The 20,629-nt window shown below is 59.4% G+C and carries 21 protein-coding genes; 3 read left to right on the top strand and 18 right to left on the bottom strand.

Annotation, left to right across the window (positions count from 1 at the left end; all coding sequences use genetic code 11):
* Positions 1-7: 7 nt before the first annotated feature.
* The 4 genes from fabD to PPTH39_RS10780 form a co-directional block, all read right to left on the bottom strand.
* Positions 8-946: an ACP S-malonyltransferase gene (gene fabD, locus PPTH39_RS10795; protein ID WP_095019641.1), complete on the bottom strand. Its 939-nt coding sequence runs from the start codon at positions 944-946 to the stop codon at positions 8-10.
* A 126-nt stretch (positions 947-1,072) separates the two neighbouring features.
* Positions 1,073-2,083: a phosphate acyltransferase PlsX gene (gene plsX / locus PPTH39_RS10790; protein ID WP_095003155.1), complete on the bottom strand. Its 1,011-nt coding sequence runs from the start codon at positions 2,081-2,083 to the stop codon at positions 1,073-1,075.
* Between the two features lie 4 nt (positions 2,084-2,087).
* Positions 2,088-2,270, bottom strand: a complete 183-nt coding sequence (gene rpmF / locus PPTH39_RS10785; RefSeq protein WP_003442519.1) for a 50S ribosomal protein L32 — start codon at positions 2,268-2,270, stop codon at positions 2,088-2,090.
* 13 nt (positions 2,271-2,283) lie between these two features.
* On the bottom strand, positions 2,284-2,811 hold the full coding sequence (locus PPTH39_RS10780) for a YceD family protein (RefSeq protein ID WP_016779948.1): 528 nt from the start codon (positions 2,809-2,811) through the stop codon (positions 2,284-2,286).
* A 105-nt stretch (positions 2,812-2,916) separates the two neighbouring features.
* Between PPTH39_RS10780 and PPTH39_RS10775 the strand changes: the two genes are divergently transcribed.
* Entirely contained in the window at positions 2,917-3,495 is a 579-nt protein-coding gene (locus PPTH39_RS10775; RefSeq protein WP_130871953.1) for a Maf family protein, read from the top strand.
* 336 nt (positions 3,496-3,831) lie between these two features.
* On the opposite strand, the gene PPTH39_RS10770 is transcribed toward PPTH39_RS10775, so the two are convergent.
* The 3 genes from PPTH39_RS10770 to rluC are packed head-to-tail and all read right to left on the bottom strand — an operon-like array spanning position 3,832 to position 6,456.
* Positions 3,832-4,821 carry a S49 family peptidase gene (locus PPTH39_RS10770; RefSeq protein ID WP_095003152.1) on the bottom strand — a complete coding sequence of 330 codons (990 nt, stop codon included), beginning with the start codon at positions 4,819-4,821 and terminating at the stop codon, positions 3,832-3,834.
* 20 nt (positions 4,822-4,841) lie between these two features.
* Positions 4,842-5,507, bottom strand: a complete 666-nt coding sequence (locus PPTH39_RS10765; RefSeq protein WP_095003151.1) for an HAD-IA family hydrolase — start codon at positions 5,505-5,507, stop codon at positions 4,842-4,844.
* Positions 5,494-6,456: a 23S rRNA pseudouridine(955/2504/2580) synthase RluC gene (gene rluC / locus PPTH39_RS10760; protein ID WP_095003150.1), complete on the bottom strand. Its 963-nt coding sequence runs from the start codon at positions 6,454-6,456 to the stop codon at positions 5,494-5,496. The genes PPTH39_RS10765 and rluC overlap by 14 nt, the downstream gene beginning before the upstream one ends.
* Positions 6,457-7,176: 720 nt before the next feature.
* On the opposite strand from rluC, the gene rne reads away from it, so the two are divergent.
* On the top strand, positions 7,177-10,440 hold the full coding sequence (gene rne / locus PPTH39_RS10750) for a ribonuclease E (RefSeq protein WP_130871952.1): 3,264 nt from the start codon (positions 7,177-7,179) through the stop codon (positions 10,438-10,440).
* A gap of 69 nt (positions 10,441-10,509) precedes the next feature.
* Here rne and PPTH39_RS10745 read toward each other — a convergent pair whose 3' ends face one another.
* The 8 genes from PPTH39_RS10745 to PPTH39_RS10710 are packed head-to-tail and all read right to left on the bottom strand — an operon-like array spanning position 10,510 to position 17,456.
* Positions 10,510-11,121 (bottom strand): transglycosylase SLT domain-containing protein, encoded by a 612-nt coding sequence (locus PPTH39_RS10745; RefSeq protein WP_198417405.1) that lies wholly within the window; start codon positions 11,119-11,121, stop codon positions 10,510-10,512.
* Between the two features lie 15 nt (positions 11,122-11,136).
* On the bottom strand, positions 11,137-12,156 hold the full coding sequence (gene murB, locus PPTH39_RS10740) for a UDP-N-acetylmuramate dehydrogenase (protein ID WP_095032537.1): 1,020 nt from the start codon (positions 12,154-12,156) through the stop codon (positions 11,137-11,139).
* Complete coding sequence (gene kdsB, locus PPTH39_RS10735) at positions 12,153-12,917, bottom strand: 3-deoxy-manno-octulosonate cytidylyltransferase (RefSeq protein ID WP_095019638.1); 765 nt, start codon at positions 12,915-12,917, stop codon at positions 12,153-12,155. The genes murB and kdsB overlap by 4 nt, the downstream gene beginning before the upstream one ends.
* Complete coding sequence (locus PPTH39_RS10730) at positions 12,914-13,099, bottom strand: Trm112 family protein (protein ID WP_086796064.1); 186 nt, start codon at positions 13,097-13,099, stop codon at positions 12,914-12,916. The genes kdsB and PPTH39_RS10730 overlap by 4 nt, the downstream gene beginning before the upstream one ends.
* 21 nt (positions 13,100-13,120) lie before the next feature.
* Positions 13,121-14,131, bottom strand: a complete 1,011-nt coding sequence (gene lpxK / locus PPTH39_RS10725; RefSeq protein ID WP_130871951.1) for a tetraacyldisaccharide 4'-kinase — start codon at positions 14,129-14,131, stop codon at positions 13,121-13,123.
* Positions 14,131-14,559, bottom strand: a complete 429-nt coding sequence (locus PPTH39_RS10720) for an ExbD/TolR family protein (protein ID WP_095003145.1) — start codon at positions 14,557-14,559, stop codon at positions 14,131-14,133. Before PPTH39_RS10720 ends, lpxK begins: the two co-directional genes overlap by 1 nt.
* On the bottom strand, positions 14,556-15,191 hold the full coding sequence (locus PPTH39_RS10715; RefSeq protein WP_095003171.1) for a MotA/TolQ/ExbB proton channel family protein: 636 nt from the start codon (positions 15,189-15,191) through the stop codon (positions 14,556-14,558). Before PPTH39_RS10715 ends, PPTH39_RS10720 begins: the two co-directional genes overlap by 4 nt.
* Before the next feature lie 48 nt (positions 15,192-15,239).
* Positions 15,240-17,456 carry a DNA internalization-related competence protein ComEC/Rec2 gene (locus PPTH39_RS10710; RefSeq protein WP_176465218.1) on the bottom strand — a complete coding sequence of 739 codons (2,217 nt, stop codon included), beginning with the start codon at positions 17,454-17,456 and terminating at the stop codon, positions 15,240-15,242.
* A gap of 133 nt (positions 17,457-17,589) precedes the next feature.
* On the opposite strand from PPTH39_RS10710, the gene PPTH39_RS10705 reads away from it, so the two are divergent.
* On the top strand, positions 17,590-18,105 hold the full coding sequence (locus tag PPTH39_RS10705) for a DUF2062 domain-containing protein (protein WP_095003143.1): 516 nt from the start codon (positions 17,590-17,592) through the stop codon (positions 18,103-18,105).
* A gap of 45 nt (positions 18,106-18,150) precedes the next feature.
* Here the strand turns inward: PPTH39_RS10705 and PPTH39_RS10700 are convergent, their stop codons facing one another.
* From PPTH39_RS10700 to PPTH39_RS10690, 3 genes are all read right to left on the bottom strand, one after another.
* Entirely contained in the window at positions 18,151-18,930 is a 780-nt protein-coding gene (locus PPTH39_RS10700; protein WP_095003142.1) for an ABC transporter permease, read from the bottom strand.
* Positions 18,927-19,859 (bottom strand): ABC transporter ATP-binding protein, encoded by a 933-nt coding sequence (locus PPTH39_RS10695; protein WP_095003141.1) that lies wholly within the window; start codon positions 19,857-19,859, stop codon positions 18,927-18,929. The genes PPTH39_RS10700 and PPTH39_RS10695 overlap by 4 nt, the downstream gene beginning before the upstream one ends.
* Before the next feature lie 133 nt (positions 19,860-19,992).
* Positions 19,993-20,619, bottom strand: coding sequence for a glutathione S-transferase (locus PPTH39_RS10690; protein ID WP_095003140.1), 627 nt, complete (start codon positions 20,617-20,619; stop codon positions 19,993-19,995).
* Positions 20,620-20,629 lie beyond the last annotated feature (10 nt).

The following is a 20,629-nucleotide window of genomic DNA, read 5'->3' as shown; positions in this document are numbered from 1 at the left end:
TCCTGATTCAGACCAGAGCCAAGCGCGCAGCGGCGAAGGCATCCGGGGTATTCAAATTGTGAGTGGTAACGCCTTCGGCACAGCGCTTGCTGATGCCCACCAGGACCTTGCCCGGCCCGCATTCGACCAGGTCAACCGGGCCATCGGCCGCCAGGGCCTGAACCGATTCAACCCAGCGCACAGGCTTGTACAGCTGCTCAAGCAAATCGCGCTTGAGGGTTGGCAAATCGGCTGCCACCGCGGCGCTGACATTCTGCACCAGGGCAATGGCCGGCATTTTCCAGTCGATCGCTTCAATGGACTCGGCAAAACGCTCGGCAGCTGGACGCATCAGTTCGCAGTGCGACGGTACGCTTACCGGCAACGGCAAGGCACGCTTGGCGCCCTTGGCCTTGCACAGTTCCATGGCGCGCTCGACAGCGGCCTTGGCCCCGGCAATCACGACCTGACCCGGCGAGTTGAAGTTGACCGCGCTGACCACTTCGCCTTGCGCAGCTTCAGCACAGGCAGCCAGTACATCGGCATCTTCCAGACCCAGGATCGCCGCCATGGCGCCCTGCCCGGCCGGTACGGCCTCTTGCATCAACTGACCACGACGCTCGACCAGCTTGACCGCCTCGGCCAGGGTCAGGCATTCGGCGGCCACCAGCGCGCTGTACTCGCCCAGGCTGTGGCCGGCAACGAAGTCAGGACGCTTGCCACCTTCAGCCAGCCACAGACGCCAAAGGGCAATCGAGGCCGCAAGGATGGCAGGCTGGGTGATATCAGTCTGGTTCAGCTTCTCGGCAGGACCTTCCTGGGTCAGCGCCCACAGGTCGTAACCCAGGGCGTCAGACGCTTCTTTAAATGTTTCCAGGACCAGCGGATGTGCCGCGCCCAGCTCGGCCAACATGCCGAGGGACTGCGAACCCTGCCCTGGAAAGACGAATGCGAGGGATGTAGACATGTAACAAGCCCCTAATGATCTTGTCGTCGGAGAATTGACGTCCTGCCGTGGCGGACGCAAGAAACTGACAGTTGGATGGCTGATTGGACCGGGCGGTCACATTTAAGCGCCCGACCGCTAAAACGCCTACGGCAACAACCCTTCAAGGCGCCCATACAAACGCTTTGGCAGGTCTTCATGGATTTCAATCAGCGCACGTTCAATTGCACTTTGAAAGCCCTGAGCACCTGCCGAACCGTGACTCTTGACCACAATGCCCTGCAAGCCGAGAAAGCTCGCACCATTATGCCGCGCCGGCGCCAGATCCGCCTGCAAGCGCCGCATCAACGGCAATGCCAGCACGCCCACGAAGCGACTGAACAGGTTGCGCCTGAACACCGCCTCAAGCCGGCTCGAAATCATCGTTGCCAGGCCTTCGCTGGACTTGAGCATGATGTTGCCGACAAACCCGTCACACACCACCACATCAGCTTCGCCCCGATACACCCCGTCGCCTTCGACAAAACCGATGTAGTGCAACCCCGGCGCCGCCTGCAACAATGCCGCCGCCTCCTTGACCTGCTGATTGCCCTTGACGTCCTCGGTACCGATATTGAGCAAGGCGACCCGCGGACGAGGCACACCAAGCGCCTGCGCCGCCACCGAGCCCATCACCGCAAACTGGAACAACTGACTGGCCGTGCAATCGACATTCGCCCCCAGATCCAGCAACTGACAGTAGCCGGTCTGGGTCGGAACTGCCGCCACCATCGCTGGACGGTCGATGCCCGGCAAGGTCTTGAGCACATGCCGGGACAAGGCCATCAGCGCCCCCGTGTTACCGGAACTGACACAAGCTTGCACCTTGCCATCACGGAGCAACTCCAGAGCAACGCGCATGGACGAGTCCGGCTTGCTGCGCAGGGCATGGGAAGGCCGCTCATTCATGGCAATGACTTCTGAAGCCGGGACAATCGACAGGCGCGAGCGATCCACAGCCGAATGGCCAGCGATCAGGGATTCAAGTAGGGAAGGTTGACCAACGAGGGTCAGATGCAGCGAGGGAGTAGCAGACAGGCAGGCAATACAGGCCTGAACAATGCTGCGGGGACCGAAGTCCCCGCCCATTGCGTCGATCGCGATGACCTGAGCGGACAAGTGATTACTCGTCAGCGCCCTTGTCGATCACTTTACGACCACGGTATACGCCTTCTGGCGATACGTGGTGACGCAGGTGAATTTCACCGGTGGTTTTTTCTACAGACAGAGTGCTAGCCGAAAGAGCATCGTGCGAACGACGCATGTCACGGGCAGAGCGGGATTTTTTGTTCTGCTGAACAGCCATAATTGATTAACTCCTAAACGTTTGGGTCACGCTTTAACTGCGCCAATACACTGAACGGGTTGGACCGCGTTACCTCGTCCTCGCCTGGTTCGGGCTCATCGAGACCCGCCGGCTGCTGGCATTCTTCCGGATGATGAGCAGGCACAATGGGCAAGGCGAGCAAAAGCTCCTCCTCGATCAGTGCATGCAGATCCAATGGATCTTCGCCCAGTTCCAGCACGTCATAACCTTTCGGTAACGACTGGGTATTCGCACCCTCTTTCACCACGGCGTAACTGCATTCGCTGTGGATCGGCAGGGTGACCAGCTCAAGACAACGCTGGCAAACCATCTTGACCTCGACGTCGATGGAGCTGTGTATTACCACAGATCTACGTTCGTCGCGCTCAAAAACAAATTTAGCCTGGACCGTACCGACATCGTCGGAAAGCGGATCGCAGAGTCTCTCCAAATCAGCCAGCAACACTTCACCTTGAAGGGTAGTGCCACGATCAGCCAATTTGCGCGGGTCAACGTGAGGTGGAATCGGGTCATTCAACATAGGCGCAGCATTCTAGGGAGGACCCCTTCACGTGTCAAAGGAAATTGTGTCTGTGCGACATTGCGTACGAGCATTAGAATCGTCAACTGCCTACAGGAGTCGCGCATGCTACCTTTATTACTCGCTTCAAGCTCGGTTTATCGCCGCGATTTATTGTCTCGCCTGCGTCTGCCCTTCACGTGCAGCTCGCCGGATATCGACGAAGGCCATCATCAAGGCGAGACCGCCATCGAACTGGTCAAGCGCCTGTCACTGGAAAAAGCCCGCGCACTGGCCGCCAGCCATCCGAATCATCTGATTATCGGCTCGGACCAGGTTGCCGTACTCGACGGACGGATCATCGGCAAACCCCACACTCACGAAAAAGCGCACCAGCAATTGACCACGGCAAGCGGTGCCAGCGTCAGCTTCCTGACCGGCCTGACTCTGCTCAACAGCCAGACCGGCCATTATCAGACCGACTGCGTGCCGTTTACCGTACATATTCGCAGCCTGAGCGCAGAGCAGATCGAACGCTATCTGCGCGCCGAGCAGCCCTACGACTGCGCAGGCAGCTTTAAAGCCGAAGGGCTTGGCGTGAGCCTGTTTCAGCGCACCGAAGGCGATGACGCCACCAGCCTGGTCGGCCTGCCACTGATCCGACTGGTGGACATGCTGCTTGCCGAGGGCGTACACCTGCCATGAATAAGCCGGACACTCTGTAGATACTCTGTTGCAGGTCAAGCCCTATTGTGGGAGCGAGCCTGCTCGCGAACGACCTTCGCGAGCAGGCTCGCTCCCACAGTTGCAGTGTTCCTGCAGCTGCCGAGGAACGAAGACAGCGTTCGGCGGCGAAGCCGTCGTAAACCCGATGATCGCAATTCGACGACGCACCGCGCCAGCTGATTTCACGACGGCTTCGCCGCCGAACGCAGCCTCGCTCCTTCGGCAGCTGCTACGCGACATAGAGCCTCTAAACTTTTTGCCAGCCATAAAAAAACCGGCCCTCTTTCAGGCCGGCTTGTTTGAAGCACTCAACAATCAGCGCAGCGTCGGCCCCTGAAAGCCCATCCACATGGCCAATTGCTCAGCCACGCTGGCACCGAGCTTTTTCGAGAAGCGGTCGAAAGCCGATTCCTGCACCGTGAAGTCCACCAGTTCCTTGGCGCCGATCACGTCACGGGCAACCGAACTGGTATTGCCCAGCCCGTCAATCAACCCCAGCGGCAGCGCCTGCTGCCCCGTCCAGACCAGGCCCGAGAACAGCTCCGGGTGCTCCTTGTCTTTCAGGCGATCGCCACGCCCCTGCTTGACGCTGTCAATGAACTGCTGGTGCGTCACATTCAACACACCCTGCCAGAACTTGGTCTCATCCGGCTTTTCCGGCTCAAACGGATCCAGGAACGCCTTGTGGTCGCCCGACGTGTAAGCACGACGCTGAATACCCAGCTTGTCCATCGCACCGACGAAACCGAAGCCTGCCGCCGTCACGCCAATCGACCCGACGAGACTGGCCTTGTCGGCGTAGATCTCATCAGCAGCACTGGCAATGTAATAAGCCCCGGATGCCCCCAGATCGGAAATCACCGCATACACCTTGGTATCGGGATGCAGCCCACGCAGGCGACGGATTTCATCGTAGACATAACCCGACTGCACAGGACTGCCGCCCGGGCTGTTGATGCGCAGCACCACCCCCTTGACCCGCGGATCGTCAAACGCAGCCTGCAGGCTGGTGACCAGATTGTCGGCACTGGCCGGCTCCTTATCGGCAATCGGACCACGCACATCGATCAGCGCGGTGTAGCTGGAACCGCCGACAGCGCTGCGCTCCATACTCACCAACGGGGTAAACAGCAACAACACCGCAATCAGGTAGCAGAACATCAACACCTTGAAGAAAATGCCCCAGCGCCGCGAGCGGCGCTGCTCCTGAATGCCCGCCAACAGGGTTTTTTCCAGCAACTGCCAGCTTTTGTCACCACCGACAGTGTTTTCAGCCGCAGAGGGCGCCTTCCATTGATCGACCATGCACTACCCCAGCAAAGATCTTAATTAGCCTGGCGATCAAGCCAGGCACGCAACTCGGGAAAACTGTCAATTGCCAACCGGGGCTCGAACGTCAGCAAGCGCTCCATCGATTGAGCACCATAGCCTACCGCAACCGAGTCGATACCCGCATTGCGCGCCATCAGCAAATCAAAGGACGCATCACCCACCATCAACGCCTGCTGCGGACACACATCGCAATGAGCCAGGATCTGATTGAGCATCAACGGATCAGGCTTGCTGGCGGTCTCGTCTGCAGCACGGGTGATATCGAAGAAATCCTCCCAGCCGTGGGCCTTGAGCACACGATCAAGGCCACGACGGGCCTTGCCCGTGGCCACCGCCAGACGATAGCCCTGGGCACGGAATGCTTCCAGCGATTCCCGGACTCCCGCAAACAACGGCGAAGGCTCGGCATCCATGGCGATATAAATATCGGCATAGTGCTGGCGGAAGGCAATCACCTGCTCCGGGGGCATGTCGGGGTAAAGGGTCAGGATCGCCTCAGGCAACCCCAGACCGATAATCCCCTTGACCGCCTGCGCATCACGTACCGGACGCCCCGCACGTTGCGCCGCACCCTGCATCGCCGTGACAATCCGACCAATGGAATCAGCCAGCGTGCCATCCCAGTCAAAAATGAGCAGCTTGTACTCAGTAAGGGGCACTCAGACGCTCCACGGTTTTGGCCCACATTTCATCGACCGGGGCCTGGAATTTCATTTCAGTCCCATCGGGCATCGGCACGGTCAGCATGTAGGCATGCAGAAACAGGCGCTTGCCGCCCAGGTCGCGGATTTCCTTGGAGAACCCCTCATCACCGTACTTGCTGTCGCCGGCAATGCAATGCCCGGCATGCAGGGTATGCACACGGATCTGGTGAGTACGCCCGGTAATCGGTCGCGCCTCGACCATGGTTGCAAAATCACCAAAGCGGCGCAGCACCTTGAACACAGTGACCGACTCTTTGCCTTCGTCTTCGTTGACTTCAACCATGCGCTCACCCGAACGCAAGTTGCTCTTCATCAGCGGCGCACGCACCTGCTTGATGGACGCCGCCCAGTTGCCACGCACCAGAGCCATATAACGCTTGTCGATACCGTCGCCGCGCAGGGCCTCGTGCAAATGACGCAACATGCTGCGCTTTTTGGCGATCATCAGCAGGCCGGACGTGTCACGGTCCAGGCGATGCACCAGCTCCAGCTCCTTGACGTCTGGGCGCATCTGACGAAAGGCTTCAATCACGCCAAAGGTCAGGCCGCTGCCGCCGTGCACGGCGATGCCTGCTGGCTTGTTCAATATAATCAGGGCCTTGTCTTCATAGACAATGGCCGCTTCAAGGCGCAGCAACAAACCCTGGGCCACAGGCACCGGCTCGTCGCGCTCAGGCACGCGAACCGGCGGCACGCGCACGATATCGCCGGCCTGCAGCTTGTACTCGGGCTTGATCCGGCCCTTGTTCACACGCACTTCGCCTTTACGCAAAATGCGGTAAATCAAGGTCTTGGGAACACCCTTGAGCCGAGCAAGAAGGAAGTTGTCGATGCGTTGGCCGGCATATTCCGGCGAGACCTCAAGCAGCTGGACGCTGGGGGTCGGGGGGGTAGTCGTCGTCATGCCGTGAATGATAACAATTTTTTATGGAATTGAAGCACTTAATCATTGCTGCTATAGTCGCGAACGCCGCCAAAAGCGGCCTGGACAGAGGATTAACGGTGAACAACCGGCCCTGACCAACGCTCTTGATCAGGACGCGAGGCCGTCCTACGGGGCTTTTGCTGGATACGCAAGACCTGGAGTTGTAACAAGCGCAGGTGACATGAGGCCTGAAGCGAGCCTGGAAAGCAGAGTGCAAACTCGCCTTTTACGCCGATATTCACGGCCAGTTCACAAAGTGCAGTCAGCCTCGGGAATTTCGAGCGAATGCTTCGGAAACAACGCCTTTATTAGCCATGATGCGTGAACTCCCCTTTGGAGAACACGGTAAATGCCAACCCGCTGCGGATTCTGCGCGCGGCAGCACCCGAATTATCAGGGATACGTGTAGGGTGGAGATGCACAACCGCCGGACTGTGTAGCAATAGGCTTTATCAAGACGCTTCATCTCGTCCACAGCCGCCGGTTGATTCCTCCTCCTGACCAGACTTTTGCTTAAGAGGTGCATTAGCACCACAGCAAGCAGGAAGCGTAAGTCGCGACTTCGCCCCCAAGGGTCGAACCTCGCTGTACACAGGAGTGGCCAACAACTCCTGACGCACCTGACACCGACCATGAGAAGTCGTGTGTGCCGAACGCCGTTTCCGGTAGCCCGGAAACCGACGGTACAACATGAAAAGAATGCTGATTAACGCAACTCAACCTGAAGAGTTGCGCGTTGCACTGGTAGATGGCCAACGCCTCTACGACCTGGACATCGAGTCGGGTGCTCGCGAGCAGAAGAAAGCCAACATCTATAAAGGCCGTATTACTCGCATCGAACCAAGCCTTGAGGCTGCCTTTGTCGATTTCGGCTCCGAGCGCCACGGCTTCCTGCCCCTCAAAGAAATCTCCCGCGAGTACTTCAAGAAAGCCCCTGAAGGCCGCGTCAACATCAAGGACGTCCTGAGCGAAGGCCAGGAAGTTATCGTGCAGGTCGAAAAAGAAGAACGCGGCAACAAGGGCGCAGCCCTGACCACGTTTATCAGCCTCGCCGGCCGCTACCTGGTCCTGATGCCGAACAACCCGCGTGCAGGCGGTATCTCCCGCCGCATCGAAGGTGAAGAGCGCAACGAACTGCGTGAAGCGCTGAACGGCCTGATCGCTCCTGCCGACATGGGCCTGATCGTTCGCACTGCCGGCCTTGGCCGCAGCAGTGAAGAAATGCAGTGGGACCTCGATTACCTGCTGCAACTGTGGACCGCCATCAAAGAAGCCTCGCTGGATCGCGCCGCACCCTTCCTGATCTACCAGGAAAGCAACGTGATCATCCGCGCCATCCGCGACTACCTGCGCCAGGACATCGGCGAAGTGCTGATCGACAGCGTTGAAGCCCAGGACGAAGCCCTGACCTTTATCCGCCAGGTGATGCCGCAGTACGCCAGCAAAATCAAACTCTACGAAGACAGCGTTCCGCTGTTCAATCGTTTCCAGATCGAAAGCCAGATCGAGACCGCTTTCCAGCGCGTCGTTGAACTGCCTTCCGGCGGTTCCATCGTTATCGACCCGACCGAAGCCCTGGTGTCCATCGACATCAACTCGGCCCGCGCCACCAAAGGCAGCGATATCGAAGAAACCGCACTGCAAACCAACCTTGAAGCGGCGGAAGAAATCGCCCGTCAGTTGCGCCTGCGCGACATCGGCGGCCTGATCGTCATCGACTTCATCGACATGACCCCGGCCAAAAACCAGCGCGCAGTGGAAGAAAAAGTCCGCGAATGCCTGGAAGCCGACCGCGCCCGCGTACAAGTGGGTCGTATCTCGCGCTTCGGCCTGCTGGAAATGTCCCGTCAGCGTCTGCGCCCATCCCTGGGCGAAAGCAGCGGCATCGTTTGCCCGCGCTGCAACGGCACCGGCATCATCCGTGATGTTGAATCGCTGTCGCTGGCGATCCTGCGCCTGATCGAAGAAGAAGCCCTGAAGGACCGCACTGCCGAAGTCCGCGCCCAGGTGCCAATCCCGGTTGCAGCGTTCCTGCTCAACGAAAAACGCAACTCGATCACCAAGATCGAACTGCGTACCCGTGCCCGCATCGTCATTCTGCCGAACGACCACCTCGAAACGCCGCACTTCGAAGTTCAGCGCCTGCGTGATGACAGCCCGGAAGCCCACACCAACCAGTCCAGCTATGAAATCGCTGCCGCTGCCGCTGAAGTGGAAGAAGTTCAACCGGCTGCTGCCACCCGCACCCTGGTTCGCCAGGAAGCCGCCGTTAAAACAGCACCGCCACGCACCTCGGCACCGGTTCCGACCGAAGCCGCTGCTGCTGCCGCACCTGCTCCTGCACCGGCGGCCACCATCGCTGAGCCAAGCCTGTTCAAGGGCCTGGTCAAGTCGCTGGTAAGCCTGTTTGCCTCCAAGGAAGAGCCTGCAGCACCGACCGTAGTCGAGAAGCCGGCAACCCCTGAGCGCCCTGCACGCAACGAAGAACGTCGCAACGGTCGCCAGCAGAGCCGTAACCGCAACGGTCGTCGTGACGAAGAACGTAAACCGCGCGAAGAGCGTGCTCCACGTGAAGAGCGTGCCGCTCGCGAACCACGCGAAGAGCGCAGCGCTCGCGAAGAAACTCCGGTTGTGGCTCAAGCCCCTCGCGAAGAGCGCGCACCGCGTCCACCGCGCGAAGAACGTGCGCCGCGTGCACCACGTGAAGACCGCAAGCCGCGTGGCGAACGCGAAGAGCGCGTACGTGAACTGCGCGAGCCTCTGGATGCAGCACCAGCCGTAGCCGCTGTGGCCGCTACCACTGCTGTAGCTGAAGAGCGCCCAGCCCGTCAGCCGCGTGAAGAGCGCCAGCCGCGCGCACCTCGCGAAGAACGTGCGCCACGCGAAGAGCAGGTTGTAGCTGCCGCTGAAGACGAAGAAGTGCTGAACGGTGAAGAGCAGTCCCAGGACGAGACCCAGGACAACGCCGAAGGCGATCGTCCACGTCGTCGCTCCCGTGGCCAGCGTCGTCGCAGCAACCGCCGCGAGCGTCAGCGTGACGCCAACGGCAACGTGATTGAAGGCTCGGAAGAGAACAGCGAAGAAGGCAACAGCCAGAACGCTCCTGCAACCACCTCTGAAGCAGCCGTCGTGGCCGTGACTGAAACCGTTGCCAGCCAGGTCGTCAGCGCTCCTGCTGAAGCCCAGGCGCACCAGCAGGCAGAACGCGCAACAGAAGTGGCCCAGGAATCGGCCCCGACTGAAACCGTGGCCGTCGTTGAAGCTGACAAGGAAATTGTGGCTGTCGAAACACCTGCGGCCCAGGCCCCAGCTGTTGAAACCGCTGGCGAAGCAGCAACCAAAGTAGAAGCAGTCGCTGCCCAGGCACCGACCACTGAAACGCCTGTTGTTGAAACTCCAGTAGTAGAAGCACCGGTAGTAGAAGCGCCAACAGTAGAAGCAGTGACGCCGATCGAAGCCGTCAAGGCGCCTGAAGTTGAAGTTGCACCAGCTCAAGAAGCACAGCCTGAAGTCCAGGCCGTTGCCCAGCCGGTTGCAGCGACTCCAGAGCCAGTGGTTGAAGCCGTGGTGGAAGCACCAGCGGTCGAAACTCCGGTTATCGAAAAAGCACCGCATGCCCGCGAAGCCCGCGTTGTGCGCGCGCCAGTAGCAGAGCCTGCCGTTACTGAAGCCGTAGCAGAGCCTGTTGCCGCACCTGAAGTGGTAACCGTTGAAGCCGCGGTCGAAACGATAGTAGCCGTAGAGCCGGCCCCCGTTGAGACTGTTGTGACAACTGAAGTGGTTGAGGTAGTGGTTGCAGCAGCTCCGGTTGTCAGCGCCCCAAGCAACGGTCGCGCACCTAACGACCCGCGTGAAGTACGTCGTCGCAAGCGTGAAGAGGCAGCTGCTGCAGCGGCCGCTCAGGCAACTGCGCATGAAGGCGTAGCCCAGGAAAAGGCACACGAGGATAAACCCCTCGCCTAATTCCAAAGGCCATTAAAAAGCCCCGCCAGTTCTGAACTGGCGGGGCTTTTTTTATGCCTGTGAGGTAAATCAAAAAGGCCAGAACGAGCGACGACCTTTATCCAGCTCACCGCGACATTGGCCAAGCTGTGCACCATAGGTTTTGGACTGCTGCTCGACTTTACGCGCCACCTGCATCAACCAGGGTTTGGCGCGATAGGTATTGCGACTGTAACCCCCCCTGCCCTCGTGATACGCCAGGTACTGGTTATAGGTATCCCACTTGGAGATCCCCAATTGCCGCTGGGTACCCGCGGTGTACCAACCGATAAACATGATGGCGTCAGCGAAATTGTCGCGCGACCCGGAACTGCCCATGCTGTTTTCAAAGTCACGCCATGCCGGAGGCTGAGCCTGTGCATAGCCGTAGGACGGGCTGACCCTGCCCCACGGGATGACCCACAAAAGGTAAGCACGAGGCGGAAGCGCATCGGCAACGAAGCTGCTTTCCTGCTTCATGATTGCCATCGCAACATGCACAGGCGTGCCCCAGCGCTCCTGCATCGCTACCGAGTCTTTGTACCAGGCCGGATATTGCCTATAGATACTGCACAGGTTGTTTTGATCTTTGGGCGGAGCAGTGACACAACCGGTCAACGTCACCAGTGCCAACGCCAGCGCCCCTGCCGGTATGTGCTTCATTGATAGTCCAGACCGCTAATACAGGTTGGGCTCCATCTCCAGCTGCACCGCAAAGCGCTGCTCGATATCTGCCTGAATACGCTGCGCAAGGGCCAGCAACTGCAAACCGGTAGCCGACCCATAGTTGACCAGCACCAACGACTGCAGGCGATGCACTCCGGCATCCGCCTCACGAAAGCCCTTCCAGCCTGCAGTTTCGATCAACCAGCCCGCCGCCAGCTTTACCTGGCCATCGGCTTGTGGGTAACCAATCAGGCCGGGGTGGGCCAATTTCAATTCCGCCGCCAGGCTTGCCGATACCAGCGGATTCTTGAAGAAGCTGCCGGCATTGCCCAACACCGCAGGGTCAGGCAGTTTTTCGCTGCGGATACTGCAGATAGCCCGACTTACATCACAGGCCGTCGGCTGCTCAATGCCCTGCTCGGCCAGGCGCTGACGCACAGGGCCGTACTCCAGATGCAGATGCATGGCCCTGCTCAGGGCAAAGCGCACACGCAAAATCAACCAGCGCCCGGCCTGCTGCTTGAACAGACTGTCACGATAGGCAAAGTTGCATTCGGCCAGACTGAACTCACGCAACTCGCCGGTTTGTCGGTCGAGCGCTGTAAGGCCTGCGAATACATCCTTGATCTCGACCCCATAGGCGCCGATATTCTGCATCGGCGCGGCACCCACGGTGCCAGGGATCAGGCTGAGGTTTTCCAGGCCCGACAAGCCCTGCTCAAGGGTCCACAGCACGAAGGCATGCCAGACCTCCCCCGCTTCAGCCTCCACCACTACCCGCTCGCCATCATCTTCCAGCAAGCGGATACCGCGACTGGCCATGCGCAAAACCAGCGCTGGCACATCGCCGGTCAACAGCAGGTTGCTGCCGCCGCCAATCACCAGCAACGGCAACTTGTGCTCAGCCGCACACAGCAAGGCCTGGCGCACATCATCATCGTTGTGCGCCTGGGCAAACAGGTTGGCCTTCACATCAACACCAAAGCTATTGAAGGGCTTGAGCGACGCATTGACCTGCATGTCCAAACTCATGACTCCAGCAAACGCCGAACGCGCTCAAGATCTTCCACGGTATCTACCCCGGCAGGCGGAGCTTCAAGCACATCGGCCACGTGAATACGCACACCATGCCACAGCGCCCGCAGTTGCTCGAGGCGCTCGGTGTTTTCGAGCCAGCAAGGCCCCCAGCTGACGAAGTCATGCAGGAAGCCCGCTCGATAGGCGTAGATGCCGATATGTCGACGGTAAGGCACGCCTGCTGGCAGTGCGTCCGGGTGCAGTGCAAAGTCATCCCGCGCCCAGGGCAACGTGGCCCGGCTGAAGGTCAGCGCCAGCCCGTTGATATCACTGACCACCTTGACCACATTGGGATTGAACAGCGTCTCGACATCATCAATAGGCTCGGCCAGGGTCGCCATGCTCGCCTCGCCATGGGCCGCCAGGTTGAGCGCAACCTGATCGATCACCTGTGGCGGGATCATCGGCTCATCGCCCTGCACGTTAACCACAATGGCATCGCTGGCCAGACCCAGTTGCGTAGCCACTTCGGCCAGGCGATCAGTGCCGGATTCATGGTCGGCACGGGTCAGCAGCACCTCGGCGCCGAACGCCTTGCAGGCCTCGACAATACGCATATCGTCAGTGGCAACGACCACACGTTGCGCGCTGCTTTTACAGGCCTGCTCCCAGACATGCTGGACCATCGGCTTGCCGGCGATCATTTGCAGCGGCTTGCCCGGTAAACGGGTCGAGGCATAGCGCGACGGGATAACGACGGTAAAAACCGGGATCATTTATCCAGACGCTCTTCGGCAGTGAGGGTGCGGGCTTCGGTTTCGAGCATTACCGGAATGCCATCACGGATCGGGTAAGCCAGGCCTGCGCCCTTGCTGATCAGCTCGGTCTTGTCGGCGCTGAGCTTGAGCGGGCCTTTGCAAACAGGGCAGGCGAGGATATCGAGCAGCTTGGTGTCCATAAATGTTCCCCTTGAGATGAGTTAGGGTAAAAGACGATCAGGTAAAAGACGCAGCAATTGTTGGTCAAACCACAACACAAAGGCCTCGGAAGGCACTGCATCAACAGCCAGATACCACCAGTCGGATGACGCGAAGTCACGGCACTTCACCGCGTCCTTTTCGGTCATGACCACGGGTAATGATGGCGAGAAATTCAATATTTCGGCGCTATAAGGCGCGTGATCAGCAAACGCATGAGCAATTGGCCGCCAGTGTAGCGTTTCAAGGGTGGTGAAGAAACGCTGCGGGTTGCCGATACCGGCGACCGCATGCAGAGCCTGCTGCGCAGGAAAAAAGTCCAGCGCCTTGCGCTCCCCACTCACCAGATTCACCAGTGCGGTGGGTTGCAACGCAAAGGCAAAACCGCCCTGCGGGTCGCTGGCAGCGCCGTTATAGAGCACCGCGTCAACGCTCTGCAGGCGCTCGACCGGTTCGCGCAGCGGCCCGGTAGGCAGGCAACGGCCATTACCCAGGCCTCTGGCATTGTCGATCAACACCAGCTCCAGATCCCGCGCCATACGGTAGTGCTGCAACCCGTCATCCGACAGGATCAGGTCCAGCGGCTCGCTGGCCAGTAGCGCCTTGATCGCCCGACTGCGGTCGGGATCGATCATCAGGGGCACACCGGTGCGCTGCACGATCAGCAAAGGTTCATCCCCCGCCTGCACAGCACTTTGCTCGGCGCGTACACGCCACGGCAGTTGCGGCGGGGTCGCGCCATAGCCGCGACTGACCACGCCAACGCGCAGCCCCTTGCGCTGACAGTGCTCTATCAGCCACAGGATTAATGGCGTTTTGCCGGTGCCGCCGACCGTGATGTTCCCCACCACGATCAACGGCACCGGCGGGCGATAGATCTCGCCCTCACCGGCGACAAAACGTGCCCGCTTGCGCTCAACCACCCGTCGGTAGAGGCATTCGAGTGGTCGCAACAGGATCAGCAGCGGATGCCCGGCATACCAGGCACGCAGTAAACGATCGGACATGGCCATCAGGGAGTCGTCTGCGCCTCAACCGTGGTCATGCGCAAATGGCTAAAGCCGAGCTTGCCGGCCGCGTCCATCGCGGTGATGACCGCCTGATGTTGCGTTTTGCCATCGGCGCTGATCGACAGCGGCAAACGGGTATCGCCACCGGACTCTTTCTGCAGGGCCTCCATCAGGCTGGCCAGATCATTCTTGGGCAACAACTGGTTATTCACCGAGAAAACCCCGTCTGCGCTGATGGCGATATCCAGTTGCTTGCCATTCTGCTCATCGCTGGGTGAACCGCTGACAGCCTCCGGCAGATCGACGCGCAACTGGGTTTCGCGGGTGAAGGTGGTGGTCACGACAAAAAACAGCAACAGGATAAACACCACGTCAATCAATGACGCGAGGTTGATATCAACTGTTTCCCGTGGCTTGCGGCGAAATTTCACGCTTTACTCCCGACCATATCGACTTCACGGTCGCCCTGAACCACTTCAACCAGCTTGATTGCCTCCTGCTCCATGCCAACCACCAGGTCGTCAACACGACGCTGCAGGAAACGATGGAAGAATACGGCCGGGATACCCACCATCAGGCCTGCGGCCGTGGTGATCAGCGCCTTGGAAATACCACCCGCCAGCACCGCAGCATTGGAGGTCATTCCCGAGCCCATGAACGAGCTGAAAATATCGATCATGCCCAGCACCGTACCCAGCAGCCCCAGCAAGGGTGCCATTGCGGCAATGGTGCCCAGGGTATTGAGGTAGCGCTCAAGCTCATGAATGACGCGCGCGGCGGCCTCTTCAATGCACTCTTTCATGATTTCGCGACCATGACGGGAGTTGGCCAGGCCCGCGGCAAGAATCTCACCCAGAGGCGAATCGGCACGCAATTGCTTGAGTTTTTCCTTGTCCATTTGCTTGTCTTTGATCCAGACCCAGACCTGACCGAGCAGATGCTCCGGGGTCACGCGACTGGCACGCAGGGTCCACAGACGCTCGACAATAATGCCCAGCGCGGCAACAGAGCTCAGAATGATCGGCAACATCATCCAGCCGCCGGATTTGACCAGTTCCCACACAGTGACAATCCCCTCGAAAAAGTGTGCCACTCTACCACAGGGGCAGCGTCAATCGCGCCAGAACCGGCGTTGGTCGCGCATGCTTTCAGCCTTGCCCGACGCCCCCAGGCGAAACTTCACCGCACCCTGCTCGGCGCTGTCCAGTACCTGCACCCCCAGCGCCAGATACCGGGCCATCACCTGTGGATGGGGATGACCGAAGCTATTGCCATGCCCCCGTGATATCAGCACGATTTCAGGCGCCAGGGCCTTGAGAAACACCATCGACGACGAGGTCTTGCTGCCGTGATGAGGAGCCTGCAACCAGCGGGTAGGCACGCCCAGCGGGCTTTGCAGCAAGGCACGCTCGGCCCTGGCATCGATATCCCCGGTCAGCAGCAACCGCTCATCACCGGCCTGCACCTGCAACACGCAGGACTTTTGATTACTGTCGCTGGCCCCCGCCCACTGCCAGAGTGAAAAACTCACACCATCCCATTCCCAAGTTTCCCCACTGACACAGGGTTGCGCCCGCAACGGCTCCGCCAGCCCCGGCACATCGCCGCCAATCACCCGTTTCACGCTGACGCCCCGCTGCACCGCCAGCGCCCCACCGGCATGATCCGAATCGGCGTGACTGAGCAGCATCAAATCCAGTTCGGCCACCCCCATTGAACGCAAAACCGGCACCACTACCCGCTCGCCCTGATCCAGACTCCCTGACTTGGGGCCTGCGTCGTACAACAGAGTGTGATTGCGGGTACGCAAGGCAATCGCCAGACCCTGACCAACATCCAGCTGCAGCACCTCGACCTGACCGCGGGGGATCTGTTCACGGGGCGCAAACAGCGCCAGCAGCACCAGCGGCCAACCCAGCGGCCGCAAGACCATCCCCGCAGGCAACAACAGGATCAGCACTCCGGCCGCACTCAACAGCCAAATGTAAATCGGCACGGATACGGGCAACCACGGCGTAAAAACATCGGCCAGCAGGCTCAAGCCCTGGACCAACCCATCGATCAGACCACCTGACAGCCACAGCAGGTTTTCCCCCAGCCAGGGCACAGGCAACAGCAAGGTCCCCAGCAAAGCTGTTGGCAGCACTGCCAGGCTGATCCAGGGGACGGCTATCAGGTTGGCCAGCGGCCCGGTCAGGCTGATGGGCAGATCGAGTATCCACAGCATCGGGAACAAGCCCAGGGCGATCAGGCCGTGAGGGCGCAACCACATGGCCTGCCACCCCCACGCCCCCAAGCGGCCACTGAAGGTAAAGAGAAGCACCGCCACGGCGCTGAATGACAACCAGAACCCAGCCCGCAAACTCGCCAGCGGCTCGACGATCAGCACGGCATTGAGCGCCAGCAAAAAAGGCAGCCACACGCCCAGTTGCCGAAACCACAAACGCCATGCCAGCACCAGTCCGAGCATCATGCACGCGCGCTGCACCGGCACTTCAAAGCCCGCCAGCACGCCGTAACCTGTGGCGCCAATAAACGCCAGGGCACAAGCCCAGGGTAACCACGGCAAACGACGTGGCCACAGCCCATAACGCGCCAGCAAGGCGATAAATCCATAGATCAAGCCGGCAAACAGGCCAATATGCTGGCCCGAGATCACCAGCAGATGCACCGTGCCGGTCGCTTGCAACAACGTCCAGTCATCGCGACTCAGACCCGATCCATCACCCAGTACCAGCGCCGCCAACCACGAAGCCCGGCCCTGGGCATCAATGCGCAGCAGACGCTGACGCAAGCCGTCACGCCAGGCGTGACTGGCAGCCTCCTGTAAATGCCCCTGCTTGACCGTACCGGTCGCACCGATGCGCTGCGCCAGTAACCAGGCCTCAAAATCAAACCCCTGAGGATTGAGCAAGCCTTTGGGTTTCTTGAGTTTGACCGCCAGCCGCCAGCGCTCGCCGCTGTTCACCGCAGGGCCGCCATACCAGCTCAGCCTGATAGTCGCGGGCAAAGCACCGTGGCGCGACTTTGCCCCCTGCAATTCAAAGCGGACGGATGTTCCAGACTGCTGCGGCAAGCCGATCACACGCCCTTCGACCCAGAGCGTACGCCCGTCGAATGAGTCAGCCAGACGGTTATCCAGTGCCCTTTGCCCCTGAAAGCAGGCCCAGCACAGCCCAAGCACATAAAGCCCCACCGGCCAGCCCCTGCAGGCCAATAGCAACACCCCTGCCGTCACCATCAGCAGCAACCACCCGGCAGACGGTAAACCAGGTAAAAACCGCAGCGTGATCAGGCCCGCTGCCAGCGCAAACATCCCTGTGTACATGCCTATACTCAACTTATCCCTTTGACTCGGATTAGCTGGAATCCCGGGGCCGCGCTTAAGAAATTGTCACAAAGTCTAAATAGGCATCCTGTCGAATTTGGGCATACTGCCCCCTTGACCTAGGGAGAGGCCCATGCCACGGCGTTTGATCAAACGTTTCATGCCAGATCCGGCCCTGATCAGGGAACACAAGTCCTTACGATTTTTGGGCACCTTGCTCCATGATCCCAACCTCTGGCACCTCAACCGTCACTCCGTGGCCCGGGCAATGGCGGTGGGCATTTTCGCGGCCTTTATACCCATGCCGTTCCAGATGCTTCTGGCGGCCTTTCTGGCAATAAGGGTTCGCAGCAATATGCCGATCTCCGTGGGCCTGGTATGGCTGACCAACCCCATCACCATGCCCCCGGTGTTTTATTGCACCTACCAGCTGGGCGCCTGGCTGATGAACGTGCCGGCGCGCACCCTGCCCGACGAACTGACCTGGGAATGGATCAGCGGCCAGCTCTCTACTGTGTGGCAGCCATTCTTGCTGGGCTCGGTGGTCTGCGGCGTGGTGCTCGGCGCATTGGCCTATTGCCTGACCATGCTCTATTGGCGCTGGTGGGTCAGCCATAAATGGAAAGCCCGCAAAAACAGACACCCATAAAAAAGGCCCCGAACAGGGGCCTTTTTTATCCGCATGTCACAACAACTACTGACGCATCCCGCGCCCGCTGACCAGCAGCCTGGCGCAGCCGAAGTAGAGCACGATGGTCGCCACCACCATAAAGGTCAGCGCGACACTGATCTTGATGTCCGAAACGCCCAGGATGCCGTAGCGAAAGGCGTTGACCATATGCAGCACCGGGTTGGCCAGCGACACGCTCTGCCAGAACGGCGGCAGCAGGGTGATGGAGTAGAAAACCCCGCCCAGATACGTCAGCGGCGTCAGTACGAAGGTCGGAATAATCGAAATATCGTCGAAATTGCGTGCAAAAACGGCGTTGATAAACCCCAGCAACGAGAAAATCGTAGCGGTCAGCACCACCACCACAATGGTCAGGCCCAGGTGATGCACCTGCAGATGGGTAAAGAACAGCGACAGCAGGGTCACGATCAGGCCCACGATCAGGCCGCGCAAGATCCCGCCCACGGTAAAACCGATCAGGATCGTGTGGGGCGACACCGGCGAGACCATCAGCTCTTCAATCGACCGCTGGAACTTGGCGCCAAAGAAGCTCGACACCACGTTACCGTAGGAGTTGGTGATCACCGACATCATGATCAGACCCGGCACAATGTACTCCATATAGGTGAAGCCACCCATATCGCCGATTTGCCGACCAATCAGGTTACCGAAGATCACAAAGTACAAAACCATGGTGATCGCAGGTGGCAGCAGGGTTTGCGGCCAGATCCGCATAAAGCGGCGGACCTCACGGTAAATAATGGTGTTCAACGCAATCAGGTTGGGACGCAGCTCCGAGCTCATACCGCCACCTTTGCCAGGTTTTTCTCGACCAACGACACAAACAACTCCTCAAGGCGATTGGTTTTGTTGCGCAAGCTCACCACTTCAATATTTTGCGCGGCCAATTGAGTGAACAGACCGGTAATGCCCACCACCTTGTCGACCTGGACCTCCAGGGTCGCGGCATCGAGCAACTGGCTCGGGTAGCCGATCAACTGAGGGGCAGCCTGCAGCGGTTGCTTCAAGTCGAGCAAAAAGGTCTCGACATGCAACTGTCCAAGCAGTTGGCGCATGCTGGTGTTTTCGACAATGGTGCCGTGATCGATGATCCCGATATTGCGGCACAGCTGCTCAGCCTCTTCCAGATAGTGGGTGGTGAGGATGATGGTGGTGCCCTGCTCGTTCAGCCCGGTGAGGAAGGACCACATCGAGCGGCGCAGCTCAATGTCGACACCGGCGGTAGGCTCATCGAGGATCAACAGACGCGGCTCATGCACCAAAGCCCGGGCAATCATCAGGCGGCGCTTCATGCCACCGGACAACGAACGCGATGGCGTGTCGCGCTTGTCCCAGAGCCCTAACTGCGTCAGGTATTTTTCGGCTCGTTCCTTGGCGATTTTCGCCGGAATACCGTAGTACCCCGCCTGGGTCACGACGATATCGAAGGTCTTTTCAAACTGGTTGAAGTTGAATTCCTGCGGAACCACACCAATCGAACGCTTGAGGGCTGCGGGATTGCGATCAAGATCATGGCCAAAGATATTCACCGTGCCGCCGGTCTTGTTGACCAGGGTCGAGAGAATGCCGATGGTGGTGGATTTGCCGGCACCGTTAGGGCCCAGCAAGGCAAAAAAGTCACCTTCGGCGACATCCAGATCGATACCACTCAGGGCCTGGAAACCGTTGCCGTAGGTTTTGGTTAGCTGCCGTATGGACAGAGCGGAACTCATATCGGATTACGCACCAAGATGGGGGAAAGGGGAATTGTAAATAAGGGCGAACAGCCTGTAGGACAAGTCCGACAAGACCCTATGGTGCTTGGCCTCGCCGCACAAGTACAGTCGCCCGTATTAATAGTGGCTATTAAGTCAACGCGGTCATGACGGCATTTCGATAGGCCGGACGCTGCTTCAAGCGCTCATACCATGCACTCAGGTGCGGTAGGGGCGGGCGTTCGATGGGCATTTCAAACCAGGCGTAAATGAAGCTACCCAGCGGGATATCACCCATGCCGATTTCATCACCGGACAAGTAGGGTTTTTCAGCCAGTGCCCGATCGGCCACGGCAAGCAATTCGCCGCTGGCCTTGATTGCGGCGTTGATTGCCACCCAGTCCTGCTGCTCGGCCGGCGTGCGCAAGACACCCCAGAACACCGTGCGAAACACCCCGGCAAAGGAAGTGCTGGTCCAGTCCATCCACTTGTCCGCCTGCGCCCGCACACGTGCATCGGTTGGGTACCATGACGTATCCGAGCCATATCTGGCAGAGAGGTAACGCACGATGGTGTTTGACTCCCACAGCACGAAGCCGTCGTCCTCTTCAATCACAGGCACCTGGCCATTAGGGTTCAACGCCCGGTACTCAGGGCTGTTGACCACCCCAAAGGCGCCGCCCGCCTCTACCCGGCTATACGGCAACGCCAGCTCTTCAACACACCACAACGCCTTGCGCACGTTTGACGAATTCTTGCGACCCCACACTTTCAGCATGATCTGGCTC

The organism is Pseudomonas bubulae, assembly GCF_900618535.1.
GTDB lineage: Bacteria > Pseudomonadota > Gammaproteobacteria > Pseudomonadales > Pseudomonadaceae > Aquipseudomonas > Aquipseudomonas bubulae.
Note: the sequence above shows the minus strand (reverse complement) of the source record. Positions and strands in the feature narration are given on the sequence as shown.